This window comes from Streptomyces sp. YPW6, from assembly GCF_018866325.1.
Lineage (GTDB): Bacteria > Actinomycetota > Actinomycetes > Streptomycetales > Streptomycetaceae > Streptomyces.
In genome coordinates this window covers 1,880,410-1,895,505 of record NZ_CP076457.1, presented here as the reverse complement: position 1 = coordinate 1,895,505, position 15,096 = coordinate 1,880,410, and the positions used below count along the sequence as shown (strand labels likewise).

Annotated in this window: 14 protein-coding genes and 1 riboswitch; of the genes, 10 read left to right on the top strand and 4 right to left on the bottom strand. The window is 70.9% G+C overall.

Features of this window, described 5'->3' with window-relative positions:
- Window positions 1–109: 109 nt before the first annotated feature.
- From glyA to gcvT, 3 genes are all read right to left on the bottom strand, one after another.
- A complete protein-coding gene (gene glyA, locus KME66_RS08220) occupies window positions 110–1,369 on the bottom strand; it encodes a serine hydroxymethyltransferase (protein ID WP_073214207.1) in 1,260 nt (419 codons plus the stop codon).
- 19 nt (window positions 1,370–1,388) lie between these two features.
- Window positions 1,389–1,766, bottom strand: a complete 378-nt coding sequence (gcvH, locus tag KME66_RS08215; RefSeq protein ID WP_010060008.1) for a glycine cleavage system protein GcvH — start codon at window positions 1,764–1,766, stop codon at window positions 1,389–1,391.
- 155 nt (window positions 1,767–1,921) lie between these two features.
- Entirely contained in the window at window positions 1,922–3,037 is a 1,116-nt protein-coding gene (gene gcvT / locus KME66_RS08210) for a glycine cleavage system aminomethyltransferase GcvT (RefSeq protein ID WP_073214203.1), read from the bottom strand.
- A gap of 178 nt (window positions 3,038–3,215) precedes the next feature.
- A riboswitch (glycine riboswitch) is annotated at window positions 3,216–3,313 on the bottom strand.
- Between the two features lie 202 nt (window positions 3,314–3,515).
- On the opposite strand from gcvT, the gene KME66_RS08205 reads away from it, so the two are divergent.
- The 10 genes from KME66_RS08205 to KME66_RS08160 all read left to right on the top strand — a co-directional run bounded on the left by KME66_RS08205 (window position 3,516) and on the right by KME66_RS08160 (window position 14,256).
- Window positions 3,516–4,190 carry an AAA family ATPase gene (locus KME66_RS08205; protein ID WP_073214200.1) on the top strand — a complete coding sequence of 225 codons (675 nt, stop codon included), beginning with the start codon at window positions 3,516–3,518 and terminating at the stop codon, window positions 4,188–4,190.
- A gap of 90 nt (window positions 4,191–4,280) precedes the next feature.
- Window positions 4,281–5,051: an enhanced serine sensitivity protein SseB gene (locus tag KME66_RS08200; protein WP_216320573.1), complete on the top strand. Its 771-nt coding sequence runs from the start codon at window positions 4,281–4,283 to the stop codon at window positions 5,049–5,051.
- A 369-nt stretch (window positions 5,052–5,420) separates the two neighbouring features.
- Window positions 5,421–6,209 (top strand): enhanced serine sensitivity protein SseB C-terminal domain-containing protein, encoded by a 789-nt coding sequence (locus KME66_RS08195; protein ID WP_073214193.1) that lies wholly within the window; start codon window positions 5,421–5,423, stop codon window positions 6,207–6,209.
- A gap of 273 nt (window positions 6,210–6,482) precedes the next feature.
- Window positions 6,483–8,153 carry an ABC transporter substrate-binding protein gene (locus KME66_RS08190; RefSeq protein ID WP_073214190.1) on the top strand — a complete coding sequence of 557 codons (1,671 nt, stop codon included), beginning with the start codon at window positions 6,483–6,485 and terminating at the stop codon, window positions 8,151–8,153.
- Between the two features lie 85 nt (window positions 8,154–8,238).
- Window positions 8,239–9,243 carry an ABC transporter permease gene (locus KME66_RS08185; RefSeq protein WP_073214186.1) on the top strand — a complete coding sequence of 335 codons (1,005 nt, stop codon included), beginning with the start codon at window positions 8,239–8,241 and terminating at the stop codon, window positions 9,241–9,243.
- A 1-nt stretch (window position 9,244) separates the two neighbouring features.
- Window positions 9,245–10,207 (top strand): ABC transporter permease, encoded by a 963-nt coding sequence (locus tag KME66_RS08180; RefSeq protein ID WP_073214183.1) that lies wholly within the window; start codon window positions 9,245–9,247, stop codon window positions 10,205–10,207.
- A gap of 6 nt (window positions 10,208–10,213) precedes the next feature.
- Window positions 10,214–11,206: an ABC transporter ATP-binding protein gene (locus KME66_RS08175; RefSeq protein WP_073214180.1), complete on the top strand. Its 993-nt coding sequence runs from the start codon at window positions 10,214–10,216 to the stop codon at window positions 11,204–11,206.
- Window positions 11,203–12,546 carry an ABC transporter ATP-binding protein gene (locus KME66_RS08170; RefSeq protein WP_216320570.1) on the top strand — a complete coding sequence of 448 codons (1,344 nt, stop codon included), beginning with the start codon at window positions 11,203–11,205 and terminating at the stop codon, window positions 12,544–12,546. The genes KME66_RS08175 and KME66_RS08170 overlap by 4 nt, the downstream gene beginning before the upstream one ends.
- A gap of 29 nt (window positions 12,547–12,575) precedes the next feature.
- Window positions 12,576–13,247, top strand: a complete 672-nt coding sequence (locus KME66_RS08165) for a trimeric intracellular cation channel family protein (protein WP_073214173.1) — start codon at window positions 12,576–12,578, stop codon at window positions 13,245–13,247.
- Between the two features lie 127 nt (window positions 13,248–13,374).
- Window positions 13,375–14,256, top strand: coding sequence for a thioesterase family protein (locus tag KME66_RS08160; protein ID WP_178378887.1), 882 nt, complete (start codon window positions 13,375–13,377; stop codon window positions 14,254–14,256).
- A gap of 195 nt (window positions 14,257–14,451) precedes the next feature.
- Here KME66_RS08160 and KME66_RS08155 read toward each other — a convergent pair whose 3' ends face one another.
- Complete coding sequence (locus KME66_RS08155; RefSeq protein WP_216320567.1) at window positions 14,452–15,078, bottom strand: TetR family transcriptional regulator; 627 nt, start codon at window positions 15,076–15,078, stop codon at window positions 14,452–14,454.
- Window positions 15,079–15,096: the final 18 nt, after the last annotated feature.

Genomic DNA, 15,096 nt, shown 5'->3' with positions numbered 1-15,096 from the left:
GCAAGCGGGACGAGAGGGATGGGCGGGGGGCAAGGAACGGGGCACCGCGCTCACTTTTCTCCAGTGTGCGCGGTGCCCCGTCCGGATGCGCGGAACCGCAGGCCAGGTGCTACTTCAGGCCGGGGTACAGCGGGAACTTCTCGGCCAGCGCGGCGACGCGGGCCTTGAGGTCGTCCGCGTCGTACGACGGCTTGAGGGCGGAGGCGATGATCTCCGCGACCTCCGCGAAGTCCTCGGCGCCGAAGCCGCGCGTGGCGAGCGCCGGGGTGCCGATCCGCAGGCCCGAGGTGACCATCGGGGGGCGCGGGTCGTTCGGGATGGCGTTCCGGTTGACCGTGATGCCCAGCTCGTGGAGCCGGTCCTCGGCCTGCTGGCCGTCCAGCTCGGAGTTGCGCAGGTCGACCAGGACCAGGTGCACGTCGGTGCCGCCGGAGAGGACGGAGACGCCCACCTCGGTGACGTCCGGCTGGACCAGGCGCTCGGCCAGGATCCGGGCGCCGTCCAGGGTGCGCTGCTGGCGCTCCTTGAACTCCTCGCCCGCCGCGACCTTGAACGAGACCGCCTTCGCCGCGATCACGTGCTCCAGCGGGCCGCCCTGCTGACCCGGGAAGACCGCCGAGTTGATCTTCTTGGCCAGCTCCTGGGTGGAGAGGATCACGCCGCCGCGCGGACCGCCGAGGGTCTTGTGCGTGGTGGTGGTGACCACGTGGGCGTGCGGCACCGGGTTGGGGTGCAGACCCGCCGCCACCAGGCCCGCGAAGTGCGCCATGTCGACCATGAGGTAGGCGCCGACCTCGTCCGCGATCCGGCGGAAGGCGGCGAAGTCCAGCTGGCGCGGGTAGGCGGACCAGCCGGCCACGATCAGCTTCGGCCGGGACTCCTTGGCGAGGCGCTCGACCTCCTCCATGTCCACGACGCCGGTCTCGTCGACGTGGTACGGGACCACGTCGTAGAGCTTGCCGGAGAAGTTGATCTTCATGCCGTGGGTCAGGTGACCGCCGTGGGCCAGGTTCAGGCCCATGATCGTGTCGCCCGGCTTCAGCAGCGCGAACATCGCGGCGGCGTTCGCCTGCGCACCGGAGTGCGGCTGGACGTTCGCGGCCTCGGCGCCGAACAGGGCCTTGATCCGGTCGATCGCGATCTGCTCGACGACGTCGACGTGCTCACAGCCGCCGTAGTAGCGGCGGCCCGGGTAGCCCTCGGCGTACTTGTTGGTGAGGACGGAGCCCTGCGCCTCCATGACGGCGACCGGAGCGAAGTTCTCCGAGGCGATCATTTCGAGGGTGGACTGCTGACGGTGGAGCTCGGCGTCGACGGCGGCGGCGACGTCCGGGTCCAGCTCGTGGAGGGAGGAGTTCAGAAGCGACATCAGGGGGTCCCTTAAGGTCTCAGTTGCCGGAGAACGCGGTGTACTCGTCGGCGGAGAGCAGATCGGCCGGCTCCTCCGCGACGCGCACCTTGAACAGCCAGCCGCCCTCGAAGGGAGCGGAGTTCACCAGCGAGGGGTCGTCCACGACGTCCTGGTTGGCCGCCGTCACCTCACCGGTCACCGGCGAGTACAGATCGCTGACGGACTTGGTCGACTCCAGTTCGCCGCAGGTCTCGCCCGCGGTCACCGTGTCACCGACCTCCGGGAGCTGGGCGTAGACGACGTCACCGAGCGCGTTGGCCGCGTACTCCGTGATGCCGATGGTGGCCACGCCGTCCTCGAGGGCCGACAGCCACTCGTGCTCCTTGCTGTACCGCAGCTGCTGGGGGTTGCTCATGACCTGAATTCTCCTGTACGCGGGGGAGTGCTGATGAACGGTGGTCTTGCGGTGTGAGACGGAGGTACGTCACTTCTGCGACGCCTGCGTGCGGTGCGAAGGGCCGGAAGCCGCGGATGACCGCCGGCCGCCCGGTCACCGGTTCTTCCGGGATATCACTTCTGGCGCTTGTAGAACGGCAGCGCGACGACCTCGTACGGCTCGTGCGTGCCCCGGATGTCCACGCCCACGCCCTCGGTGCCCGGCGCGGCGAAGGCCGCGTCCACGTACGCCATGGCGATCGGCTTGCCCAGGGTGGGGGAGGGGGCGCCGGAGGTGACCTCACCGATCACCTTGCCGTCCGCGACGACCGGGAAACCGGCGCGCGGGACGCGGCGGCCCTCGGCGATCAGGCCGACCAGCTTGCGCGGCGGGGCGGTCTCGGCGCGCTCGGCGGCGGCCTTCAGTGCCTCGCGGCCGATGAAGTCGCCCTCCTTCTCGAACTTCACGACCCGGCCCAGCCCCGCGTCGAACGGGGTCAGCGCGGTCGTCAGCTCGTGCCCGTACAGCGGCATGCCCGCCTCCAGGCGCAGCGTGTCCCGGCAGGAGAGCCCGCACGGGATCAGGCCGTGCGGCGCGCCGGCCTCGGTGAGCGCCTGCCACAGCCGCTCGGCGTGCTCGGGCGCGACGAACAGCTCGAAGCCGTCCTCGCCGGTGTACCCGGTGCGGGCGATGAGCGCGGGGACCCCGGCGACCGTGCCCGGCAGGCCCGCGTAGTACTTCAGCCCATCCAGGTCGGCCTCGGTGACGGCCTTCATGATCGCGGGCGACTCGGGGCCCTGGACCGCGAGCAGCGCGTACGCGTCCCGGTCGTCACGCACCTCGGCGTCGAAGCCGCCGACGCGCTCGGTCAGCGCGTCGAGCACGATCTGGGCGTTGCCCGCGTTGGCGACCACCATGTACTCGGTCTCGCCCAGGCGGTAGACGATCAGGTCGTCGACGATCCCGCCGTCCTCCTGGACGATCATCGTGTAGCGGGCCCGGCCGTTGCCGACGGTGGCGATGTTGCCCACCAGCGCGTAGCTCAGGAAGGCGGCGGCCCCGGGTCCGGTGACGGTGATCTCGCCCATGTGGGAGAGGTCGAAGAGGCCGGCCCGGGTGCGCACGGCGTGGTGCTCGTCGCGCTCGCTGGCGTACCGCAGGGGCATGTCCCAGCCCGCGAAGTCGGTCATGGTGGCGCCGAGCGAGCGATGCAGCGCGTCGAGGGCGGTCAGACGGGGGGGAGTGCTCATGGGCGTGGCTCCAGGGCATGACGACGTCGGGACGGAAAATCCTCCCCATCTGTCATCGGAACCTGAGAGGTTCGCCGATAGCCCCTGACGGGGTATGCCCCTTCAGGGCGCCTCTGTTCCAGAGGGCTCGGCTTGCACCTTGGGTGGAGCCGCAGGGCGACTCGCTTTTCAGATCTGCCTCATCCACGCGGTACGGGGCCTGAGAGATTCAAGGGAGGATCTTGCTCCTTCGGCGCCCGGCTCACACTGTGGCCGGAACTCTCCCGCGCGGATTCGAACGGCCGGTATGCAGTTGGCGGGGTCATCATCGCATGCATCGGGCGGAAGTGGGGGGCCGGTCTCCCCTCGGATTTCCGGAGACGTGAAGGGCGCGGTCGCGGCATGATCCGGACGACGGCTCCGGGGCCGGTTGTGCCGCATTGCCTTTTCTTTACACTTCGGAGCAGACGTGCGAAAGCCGACGGCAGGGGGATGGGCGATGACGTTGCAGCGGTCGGTACCGGCCGCGGGGGCCGCGCGCGGCGCGATCCCCGCACGGCGGGGCGCTCCCGTGCGGGAACTGCTGGAGACCCGTGCGCCGGAGGTGCGCGACCTGCGCGGGCGCCCCGGCCACGCCCCGTTCGGTCTCGATCTCACCGCCGGTGACGTCGTCGTGGTCTCCGGCCTCCCCGGCAGCGGCAAGTCCACCCTGATCCGGCGCGCCGCGCCGGGGCGGGCCATCGACTCGCAGAACACCCGTGACGCCTGGGCCGCCGCCGTCCCCGCGTTACTGCCCTACGCCCTCTACCGCCCCCTCGTCCGGGCCGCGCACTACCTCGGCCTCCGCAAGGCCCTGCGCTCCGGTCGGTCCGTCGTCGTCCACGACTGCGGCACCCAGACGTGGGTACGCCGCTGGCTCGCCCGGCACGCGGTGGCCCGGGGCCGCACCCTCCATCTGATCCTGCTCGACGTGACGCCCGAGGTGGCCCGGCAGGGGCAGCGCGAGCGCGGGCGCGGGGTCTCCGGCTACGCCTTCGCCCGCCACCGGCACGCTGTGGCCCGGCTGCTCCGCGACACCGAACAGGGCCTGCTGCCCCCCGGCTGCACCTCCGCGGTGCTGCTCGACCGCGAGGCCGCGGGGGCGCTCGTCCGGATCTCCTTCACGGACGCCTGAGCTTCCCCCCGTGCGCTGAGGTTAGGGTGCTGGCCGGAGCAGAGGGCCGCCGCGGCGCGGCCCGGGCGGTTGAGAGAGGGCACAGAGCCAGTGGACATTCCGGCACCCGCACCGGCCCACCCCCAGCAGGGGTGGCCCGCCAACGAGCTCGAAGAGGTGCTGGCGGCCTCGCTCGGCGTCCCGGACGCGGGCGGCCGCCTCGTCGAGGTGCTCGGCCGCAGCTCCGTCTGGGTACCCCTGCCGAACGGCGGCACGCCCGCCAGCGCGGACCTCGACCTGCCGATGATGGAGATCGACGGCGCGGCCTTCGTCCCCGTCTTCAGCTCGGAGGCCCAGTTCCTCAGCTGCGTCGGCAGCCACATGTCCTTCACCGTCGCGCCCGCCCGCGACTTCGCCCGCGGCCTGCCCCCGCAGGTCGGCATCGCGGTGAACCCGGGCGGCGCGGTCGGCATACCGCTGCCGCCCCCCGCCGTCGCCGAGCTCTGCCGGGCGGGCCGCACCGCCCTGGACGGGCCCGCCACCGGCGGCCGGGTCCGGCTGTTCGAGCCGGACTGGCAGCACGACCCGGTCGAATTCCTCACCGCCGTGTCCGAGGAGTTCGAGGCCACCGGAGTGGTGAGCTGCGCCCGCCGGACGCTGGCCAGCATCGAGGGCGATGACCCGGTCCTCTTCGTCGGCGTCGAGTTCGCCACCGGGGACCCGGCGGGGCAGAGCGCCTCCATGGACGCCATCGGCCGGGCGCTCGGCCGGGTCCAGGTGCCCTGGCCGGTGAATCTGGTCCTGCTCGACGTGGCCCAGGACCTCGTCGGCGACTGGATGCGGGAGAAGGTGCGCCCGTTCTACCGCCGCGAAGGCCACTGAGGGCCGCGGTGCGGCGGCGTGGCGGTCTGCGAGGGCCGTGGTGCGGCGGCGTGGCGGTCTCTGACGGCTGTGGTGCGGCGGCGTCGCTGTCTCTGCGGGCCGTGGTGCACCGCAGTGGCAGCCCTGAAGGGCGGTGAGGGCAGCGGCGCCGAGCCGGCCCAGGGGGCGTGGCATCGCCGCGAGGGCCGCCGAGGACGGTGACACGGCGGCGCGAGGGGCCCGTGAGGGCCCCGGGGTCGGGCGCCGCCGGACCGTGGCGTCAAGTCGGTGTCTGAAGTGGCGCATAAGCTGGTTTGATGGCGTGGTCGCTCCCGTGTGCCCGGGAGCGATGGCGTGAATGCGACGGATCGACGAGGGGCGGAACCCAGGGTGAGTGCGTCAGGCACCGCGGCGGCCGGAAAGGTGGAGCAGCTGCTCCACCAGGTGACCCCCGGGCGTTACGACGCCTACGAGGAACTGCTCTCCGCCGTCGCCGAGGGCCGGATCTGGATGCTGCTCTGGCACGGCACGGCCGGCTCGCCGGACGCCCAGTACGGAAACATGGAGGTCGACGGCCTGGGGTACGCCCCCTGCGTCACCTCCGCCCAGGAGCTCTCCGCCAGTGGTTGGAACCGGGCCCACGAGCTGGTCACCGGACGCGACATCGCCCGCGCCCTGTTCCCCGACCGCTGGGGCATCTGGCTCAATCCGCACGCCCCCGGCGGCGGCGTCGGCATCCCCTGGCTCGATCTGCGCCGTATCGCGACCGGCCTGGACCGGCTGCCCGCCGGACCGCTCCGGCTGAGCGAACCCGCCATCGAACTCCCGCAGTTCTACGCCCTGCTCACCCAGAACGCCCACCGCACCCCCGCCATCCGCTCCCTGCGCCGCGCCTGGGTGCACCCCGCGGTCGGCGTCCCGTACCTCGCGATCGGCCTCGACCTCTACGACACCGGCCGCGTCGCCGTCGAATCGGTGCGCGAGATGATGCGGCAGTCGGTCGGCGCGGTCCCCGACGGGCTGCCGGTCTCCACCGTCGCGCTGTCCGACGAGTACGACCCGGTCGGCATGTGGCTGCGCGCCAACACCCGCCCGTTCTACGACCGCGAGGCCCATGCCGCCGCGGGCCCCCCGCCCGCCGCCGCCCCCGGCTACGGCTACCCGCCGCTTCCCCGCTGACCCGAAGGTCCCTCCACGGGCGCCGGTCCCTCGGTGCCGCATGCCGGGTGACCGCCCGCGCGGGAGGCCACCGCCCCGGTCACCCTCCGTCGAACACCCCTTGATGTCCGGCTTGTTAACTTCCCGCGGGAGGATGTCCCGGAACTGGGCGGTTTGTTAACTGTCCGGGTCTCGACTAGGTCTCACCGCTATCCGGACTGTTCTCTTGCGGTGGGCACCGTCTGTAGTGTGCGGCCATCAAACCTCACCACATGGCGAACCAGGGGTGGACCCATGCGAATATTCAAGTCCCGGGCTGTCCGGGCGATCACGACAGCGGTCGCTGTCGGTCTGATCGCCACGGGCTGTTCCAGCGATCGGGACGGGGGAGACGCCAAGGGTGGCGACAAGGACACCTTCGTCTTCGCCGGAGCCGGTGACCCCGGTTCCCTCGACCCGGCCCTCGCGAGCGACGGCGAGACGTTCCGCGTCACCCGTCAGGCCTTCGAGGCGCTGCTGGAGCACGAGCCCGGCGGCAGCAAGCTCGTCGGCGGTCTCGCCGAGACGTGGTCGAGCGACGAGGCCGGCAAGGTCTGGACGTTCAACCTCCGCCAGAACGTCACGTTCCACGACGGCGAGGCGTTCAACGCCGCCGCGGTCTGCGCGAACTACGACCACTGGTTCAACTGGAAGGGCACGTACCAGTCCAGCGCGGTCTCCTACTACTGGCAGACCATCATGGGCGGGTTCGCGAAGAACGAGGACGCCGAGGCGCCCAAGCCCAACTACAAGTCCTGCACCGCCAAGGACGAGAACACGGCCGTCATCGAGGTGAACGAGCCCTCGGCGAACCTGCCGGGCGGATTCTCCCTCCAGGCCCTCGCGATCCACTCGCCGAAGGCCATCAAGGAGTACGAGAAGCAGGACGCGTCCGCCAAGGGCGACGCGATCACGTACCCCAAGTACAGCCAGGAGGCCGGCACGGTCGCCGGTACCGGCCCGTACAAGATCGTCAAGTGGAACAAGGGGAACAAGGAAGTCTCCCTGGAGCGCTTCGACGACTACTGGGGTGAGAAGGCCAAGGTGAAGAACCTGGTCTTCCGCACCATCTCCACCGAGGAGACCCGCCGCCAGGCGCTCCAGGCGGGTGACATCGACGGCTACGACCTGGTCGCGCCGGCCGACGTGACGACGCTGGAGAAGGAGGGTTACGAGGTCCCGACCCGTGACGTCTTCAACATCTTCTACGTCGGCATGAGCCAGTCGGCGAACCCGGCGCTGAAGAAGCCCGAGGTCCGGCAGGCGATCACGCACGCCATCGACCGCGAGAACATCGTCAACACCCAGCTGCCCGAGGGCGGCAAGGTCGCGACCCAGTTCATGCCCGACACGGTCGCCGGCTTCTCGGACCAGGTGAAGACCTACCCGTTCGACACCGCCAAGGCGAAGGACCTCCTCAAGCAGGCCGGGGAGGAGAAGCTCAGCGTCGAGTTCTGCTACCCGACCGAGGTCACCCGCCCGTACATGCCCGCCCCGCAGGACATGTTCGAGCTGATGAAGGCCGACCTGGAGAAGGCCGGTATCACCGTCAAGCCGAAGGCCATGAAGTGGGCCCCGGACTACCTGGACGCCACCGAGGCGGGCTCCTGCGCCCTGCACATGCTCGGCTGGACCGGTGACTTCAACGACGGCTACAACTTCATCGGCACCTGGTTCGCCGGACCGGACAAGCAGTGGGGCTTCAAGGACCAGAAGGTCTTCGACGCGGTGAACGCCGCCTCCGAGGTCACGGACCCGGCCGGCCGCACGGACGCGTACAAGAAGGCCAACGAGGTCATCATGGAGTACGTCCCGGGCGTGCCGATCTCCTCGTCGCCCCCGGCCATCGCGTTCGCCAAGAACGTCAACCCGCCGAAGGTCTCCCCGCTGACGCAGGAGAACTTCGCCGAGGTCTCCTTCAAGTAATCGCACACCAGCGGGTCCGCCCGGCCACAGCAACCAGGTGGCCGGGCGGACCCGCATCGACGCACGTGAGAAAGGGGCATGCGGGGTGCTGCGACTCGTCGTAAGAAGACTTCTCCAGCTCATTCCCACCCTGCTCGGCCTGTCGGTCCTGCTGTTCCTCTGGCTGAACCGACTGCCCGGCGGACCCGCCTCAGCGATCCTGGGCGAGCGGGCCACCGAAGCCGAAGTGGCGAGAATCAACCGCGCACTCGGGCTCGACGAGCCGGTGCACGTCCAGTACTGGCGCTTCCTCAAGCGCATCTTCGAACTCGACCTCGGGACCTCCACCCAGACCGGCCAGCCGGTGTGGGACGAGTTCGCCCTGCGCTTCCCGGCCACCGTGGAGCTCAGCGTCACCGCGATCCTGATCGCCGTGGCCGTCGGCATCCCGATGGGCTACCTGGCGGCCAAGCGCCGCGGCGGCTGGCTGGACGTCGCCTCGGTCTCCGGGTCGCTGCTCGGCATCTGCATCCCCGTCTTCTTCCTGGCCATGCTGCTGCGCGGGATCTTCTCCGTGGAGCTGGGCTGGTTCCCGAGCCAGGGCCGCCTCACCACCGGGATCAACGCGACCGACGTCACCGGATTCGCGGTGCTGGACGGGGTGCTGACCGGCGAGTTCGACGCCAGCTGGGACGCGATCAGGCACTTGATCCTGCCCGCGGTCGCCCTCTCCTCGATCCCGCTCGCCGTGATCGTCCGGATGACCCGGGCCAGCGTGCTGGAGGTGCTCGGCGAGGACTACATCCGTACCGCCGAGTCCAAGGGCCTCGACAAGGGCACCGTGCGCGGCCGGCACGTGCTGCGCAACGCGCTGCTGCCCGTGATCACCGCGGTCGGCCTGCTCACCGGCAGCCTGCTCTCCGGCGCGGTTCTCACGGAGTCCGTCTTCGACTTCGGCGGCATCGGCTCCTTCATCCGCACCGCGATCGACGGCCGCGACTACCCGGTGCTCGTCGGGTTCATTCTCTTCATCGCGATGGTGTACGTGCTGATCAACCTGCTGGTCGACCTCGCGTACAGCATCATCGACCCGAGAGTGCGGGTGCACTGACGTGACGATCCTGACCAACAAAGCAGACAAGATCGACCGTCTTGCCGAGCTGACCCAGAGCACCGAGAGCGTCACCGGCAGCAGCCTGTGGCGCGAGGCGTTCCGGCGTATGCGCTCCAGCAAGATGGCGCTCATCGGCGCGGCCATCATCGCCGTGTTCGTCGTCGTCGCGGTCGTCGGGCCGATGCTGGCCCCGCACGGAGCGACCGCGCAGATCTGGCGCAGCGAAGTCTTCCCCAACCAGGGCAAGTTCGTCGGCATGCGCGGCGAGAACTGGTTCGGCCTGGACCACCTGGGCCGGGACATGTTCTCCCGCTGGCTCGTCGGCGCCCGGCAGACGCTGCTCGTCGGTGTGGTCTCCATGCTCATCGGCCTGATCATCGGCGCGCTCGTGGGTGTGCTCTCCGGAGCCGCCGCCACCCTCGGCGGCAAGGCAGGGCAGCGCGTCGACACCGTGGTCATGCGCTTCACCGACATCATGCTGTCGCTGCCCTCGCTGCTGCTCGCGGTCTCCATCGCCGCCGTGCTCGGCCAGTCGCTGACCACCGTGATGATCGCCGTGGGTGTCGTCCAGATCCCCATCTTCGCCCGCCTGCTGCGGGGTTCGATGCTGGTGCAGGGCGGTGCGGACTACGTGCTCGCCGCGAAGGCGGTCGGCATCCGGCGCAAGCGGATCGTGCTCACGCAGATCCTGCCGAACTCGCTGAGCCCGGTGATCGTCCAGGCCACCCTGAGCCTGGCCACCGCGATCATCGAGGCCGCGGCCCTGTCCTACCTGGGGCTCGGCAACCCCGACCCGGCCGTTCCCGAGTGGGGCGTGATGCTCTCCCAGGCGCAGCGCTTCTTCGACAACGAGCCGATGATGGCCGCCTACCCGGCCATCGGGATCATCATCACCGCCCTCGGCTTCACCCTGCTCGGCGAGGCCATGCGCGAAGCCCTCGACCCGAAGTTGCGAGGCTGAAGTCCCATGTCACTGCTCTCCGTTGAGGAACTCAGCGTCACCTTCACCGCCCGTGGCCGCAAGGACGCCACGGCCGTCGACGGCGTCTCCTTCGCCGTCGACCAGGGCCAGGTCGTGGGCTTGGTCGGCGAGTCGGGCTGCGGCAAGTCCGTCACCTCGCTCGCCCTGATGGGGCTGCTGCCCCGCAAGGGCGTGCGGATCGGCGGCCGCGCCGACTTCGACGGCCAGAACCTGCTGACCATGAACGAGCGCACCCTCCGCGACATGCGCGGCAGCCAGCTCGCGATGATCTTCCAGGACCCGCTGTCCTCGCTGAACCCGGTCGTCCCGATCGGCATCCAGGTCACCGAGATCCTCCAGCGCCACCGCGGCCTGAAGGGCGAGAAGGCCCGCAAGGAAGCGGCATCCCTGCTCGACCGGGTGGGCATCCCCGACCCGACCCGGCGGCTCAAGGAGTACCCGCACCAGCTCTCCGGCGGTATGCGCCAGCGGGCGCTGATCGCCATGGCGGTCGCCTGCGCCCCCCGGCTGCTGATCGCCGACGAGCCGACGACGGCACTCGATGTGACCATCCAGGCGCAGATCCTGGAGCTCCTGAAGGAACTGGTCGACCAGGAGGGCACCGCCCTCCTGATGATCACGCACGACCTCGGCGTCGTCGCCGGCCTCTGCGACGAGGTCAACGTGCTGTACGCCGGACGGGCGGTGGAATCGGCGGACCGCCGCGAGCTGTTCGCCCACCCCACCCACCCGTACGCGCACGGGCTGCTCGGCTCCATCCCGCGTCTGGACGCACCGCGCGGCGAGCCGCTCAACCCGATCCGCGGCTCCATCAACGACAAGATCGCCTGGGCCGACGGCTGCGCGTTCGCACCGCGGTGCGACCACTACACGATGGAGTGCCTCACCGGCACCCCCGAACTGACCGAACCACGCGCGGCCGGACACCAGGTGCGCTGCGTCAACCCGGTCCTGCCCACGGCGGAGGTCCCGGCATGAGCCTTCTCGAACTGGACGACGTCAAAGTCCACTTCCCGGTCAAGAAGGGGCTCTTCTTCGACCGTACGGTGGGTCACGTCTACGCGGTCGACGGCGTCTCGCTGTCCATCGAGGCCGGTCAGACGTACGGCCTGGTCGGCGAGTCGGGCTGCGGCAAGACGACGCTCGGCCGGGCGGTCCTGCGGCTGAACGACATCACCGACGGCGGGGTCGTCTTCGACGGCACCGACCTGGCGAAGCTGCCGGGCGAGGAGATGCGGGCCTTCCGCCGCCGTCTCCAGATGGTCTTCCAGGACCCGCTGGGCAGCCTCAACCCCCGGCAGAACATCGAGTCGATCCTGTCCGAGGGCATGGCCGCCCACGGCATCGGCAAGGACCAGGCGGAGCGCCGGGAGAAGATCAAGGACATCCTGGCCAAGGTCGGCCTGCCGTCCAACGCGCTCTCCCGCTACCCGCACGAGTTCTCCGGCGGCCAGCGCCAGCGCATCGGCATCGCCCGTGCCCTGGTCCTGGAGCCGGACGTGATCATCTGCGACGAGCCGGTCTCCGCGCTCGACGTCTCGGTCCAGGCGCAGGTCATCAACCTGCTGGAGGAGCTCCAGGAGTCCCTCGGCCTGACCTACCTGGTGATCGCCCACGACCTCGCGGTCGTCCGGCACATCTCGGACGTCATCGGGGTGATGTACCTCGGCGGCCTCGTGGAGGAGGCCCCGAGCGACGCGCTGTACGCGGGGCCCCGGCACCCGTACACCAAGGCGCTGATGTCGGCCGTCCCGGTGCCCGACCCCGAGGTCGAGGACCGCCGTGAGCGGATCCTCCTCCACGGTGACCTGCCCTCCCCGGCGAACCCGCCGGCCGGCTGCCGCTTCCACACCCGCTGCCCGTGGGTGCAGGAGACCAAGTGCGCCACGGAGCGCCCGCCGCTCCTGGACACCGGCGACGGGCACAAGGTGGCCTGCCACTTCACCGCCGAGATCGAGGCCGGCACGGTGAAGCAGACCCTGGCCACCGGGGTCGACGCGGTCATGGGGACCGAGACGGTGGCGGCCGACGCGGTGGAGGTCTCGGAGGGCGAGCCCGAGACCGGGGTCCCGGCGGTGGACGCCCCCGGCGAGGAGCCCGCGACCGTACCGGCCCAGGCCGGCGCGGACGCCCGGAAGGCAGCGACGGCCTCCGGCCAGGAGCCCGCGGAGAAGAACGCGACCGGGGCGGACGACACGACCGCTGAGGGCGACACGGCCGCGGAGAACGACGCGGAGGCTGCCACCGAAGAGGCTGCGGACGCCGGGGAGAAGGCCGCGGACGCCACGCGGAAGGCGGGGGAGAGCCCCAAGGCCTAGGGAGCGTCCGGGACCGGCACAATTGCCCGGTGCTCACCGAACTGTTCACGCCCTCCGTCCAGCACGCGCTCGACCTCGTCGGGATCTTCGTCTTCGCGATCTCGGGCGCCCTGCTCGCCGTCCGCAAGAACTTCGATGTCTTCGGCATCGCGGTTCTCGCGGAGGTGACAGCGCTGGGCGGAGGGCTGTTCCGTGACGTCATGATCGGCGCGATCCCGCCCGCCGCCTTCACCGACCTCGGCTACTTCATCACCCCGCTGTTCGCCGCCTGCCTGGTCTTCTTCCTCCACCCGCACGTGGAGCGCATCCAGGTCGGCGTCAACGTCTTCGACGCGGCGGGGCTCGGTCTGTTCTGCGTGACCGGCACCGTCAAGGCGTACGAGTACGGCCTCGGGCTCACCGCGTCCGCCGCGCTCGGCCTGGCCACGGCGGTCGGTGGCGGTGTGCTCCGCGACGTCCTCGCCAACGAGGTCCCCTCGCTGCTGCGCTGGGACCGCGACCTGTACGCGGTGCCCGCGATCGTCGGCGCGACCATGGTGGTCCTGTGCATCCGCTTCGACACCCTGAACGCGCTGACCAGCGGGTTGGCGGTGATCGCCGCGTTCGTCCTGCGGCTGCTGGCACTGCGTTTCCACTGGCGGGCGCCCCGCGCCTACAACCGGTCGTCGGCCCGGGCGGAGGAAGGGCCCGCGGCGACGTAGCCGGTGTTCCGGGCGGGTGACGACGCAGGGCGGGTTCAGCCGGGTATCCGCGCGAGTGTGTTCGGGCAGGTAACGGGGCTCACAAAAAGCTACCGCTCGGTAGGGTGGTGGATGTACCGTGCATGCCATGGCACAGGCAGCGACTGAGGCAGTGAGCGGAGCGGCGCGGACCGCACCGGCGACCATCGGTGACAGCGAGTTCGACCGGGACACGGCGGTCACCCTGCGCGAGGAGGGCGTCTACGACGCCGAGCTCTCCGCGGGCTGGACGATCATCCACGCCGTCAACGGCGGCTATCTGCTGGCCCTGCTCGGCCGGGCGCTGGGCGAAGCCCTGCCGCACCCCGACCCGTTCTCCGTCTCGGCGCACTACCTCACCGCCTCCGTGCCCGGCCCCGCGGTGATCCGCACCCAGACCGTCCGGACCGGCCGCACCCTCTCCACGGGGCAGGCCTCCCTCTTCCAGTACGCGGAGGACGGCAGCGAGATCGAGCGCATCCGGGTTCTGGCCACCTACGGCGACCTGGACACGCTGCCCGACGACGTCCGCACCACGGCCCTGCCGCCCGCCATGCCCGACCGGGACCACTGCCTCGGCCCGAGCGACGGCGCACCCCGGATCCCCGGCAGCTCCGCCATCACCGAGCGCCTCGACATCAAGCTCGACCCGGCCACCGTCGGCTGGGCGGTCGGCGCCCCGTCCGGCAAGGGTGAGATGCGCGGCTGGTTCGGCCTGGCCGACGGCCGCGCCCCGGACGCGCTGTCGCTGCTGCTCACCGTGGACGCCCTGCCGCCGACCTCGTTCGAGCTGGGCCTCACCGGCTGGACCCCCACCGTCGAGCTGACCACCCACATCCGCTGCCGCCCCGCCCCGGGCCCGCTGCGCGTCGCCATCACCACCCGCAACCTCGCGGGCGGCTTCCTGGAGGAGGACGCCGAGGTCTGGGACAGCGCCGACCGTCTCGTCGCCCAGTCCCGCCAGCTCGCCAAGGCCCCGCGCACCACGTAGCCGCACCCGGGGCGGCGGCGCCTCCGTGTTCCCGGGCCGACGGCGACCCGGCGCACCCGGGGCGGTGGTTCCTCGGCGTGCTGCGCCCCATCAGACCGCGTACGCGTACCGCTCCGCTTCAGACCGCGTACGCGTACTGCTCCGCTTCAGGCCGCGTACGCGTACTGCTCCGCACCGCCGAACCCGTGCGTGCCGTCACCCCTCGTCCAGCCAGTGCGCCCGGCCGATGGTGACCAGCCGCAGGCGTCGCCGGGCCACCCGGACGACCTCCGCCTCGCCCTCCGGGCCGGCCTCCAGCAGGGTCGACGTGGTGATCACCATGTGGTCCACGTAGAGGCCGCCGAGCATCAGCAGGTCCTCCTCGCTCCAGCCGGTGGACCCCGGCTCCTGGCCGAGCGCGCACGCCACCTCCTCGGCGAACTGCCGCAGCTGGGCCGCGATCGCCGCGCGCACCGGCCCGACCCCGCCGTGCTGCTCACGCGCGATGAAGCGGAAGTGGGCGGGCTGCGCGCCGACATGACGCGCTATCACCGCCACGCTGCGGTCCAGCCGCTCCTCGCTGTCGCCCGTCTCCGCCAGCACCGCCGCGATCAGCCCGTGGAGGCTGCCCAGCGTCTCCTCGACCAGGGCGACGCCCAGCGCGGCCGTGTCCTCGAAGTGCCGGTAGAAGGCCGTCGGGGTCACTCCGGCGGCCCGGGTGACCTCCCGCAGTCCCAGGCTGCTCAGACTCTGGTGCTCCAGGAGGGCGAGCGCTGCGTCCAGGAGGGCCTGGCGGGTCCTGAGCTTCTGGGTCTGGCGAACGCCGACGGACGTGTGACTCATGCCATTCAGTAAACAACC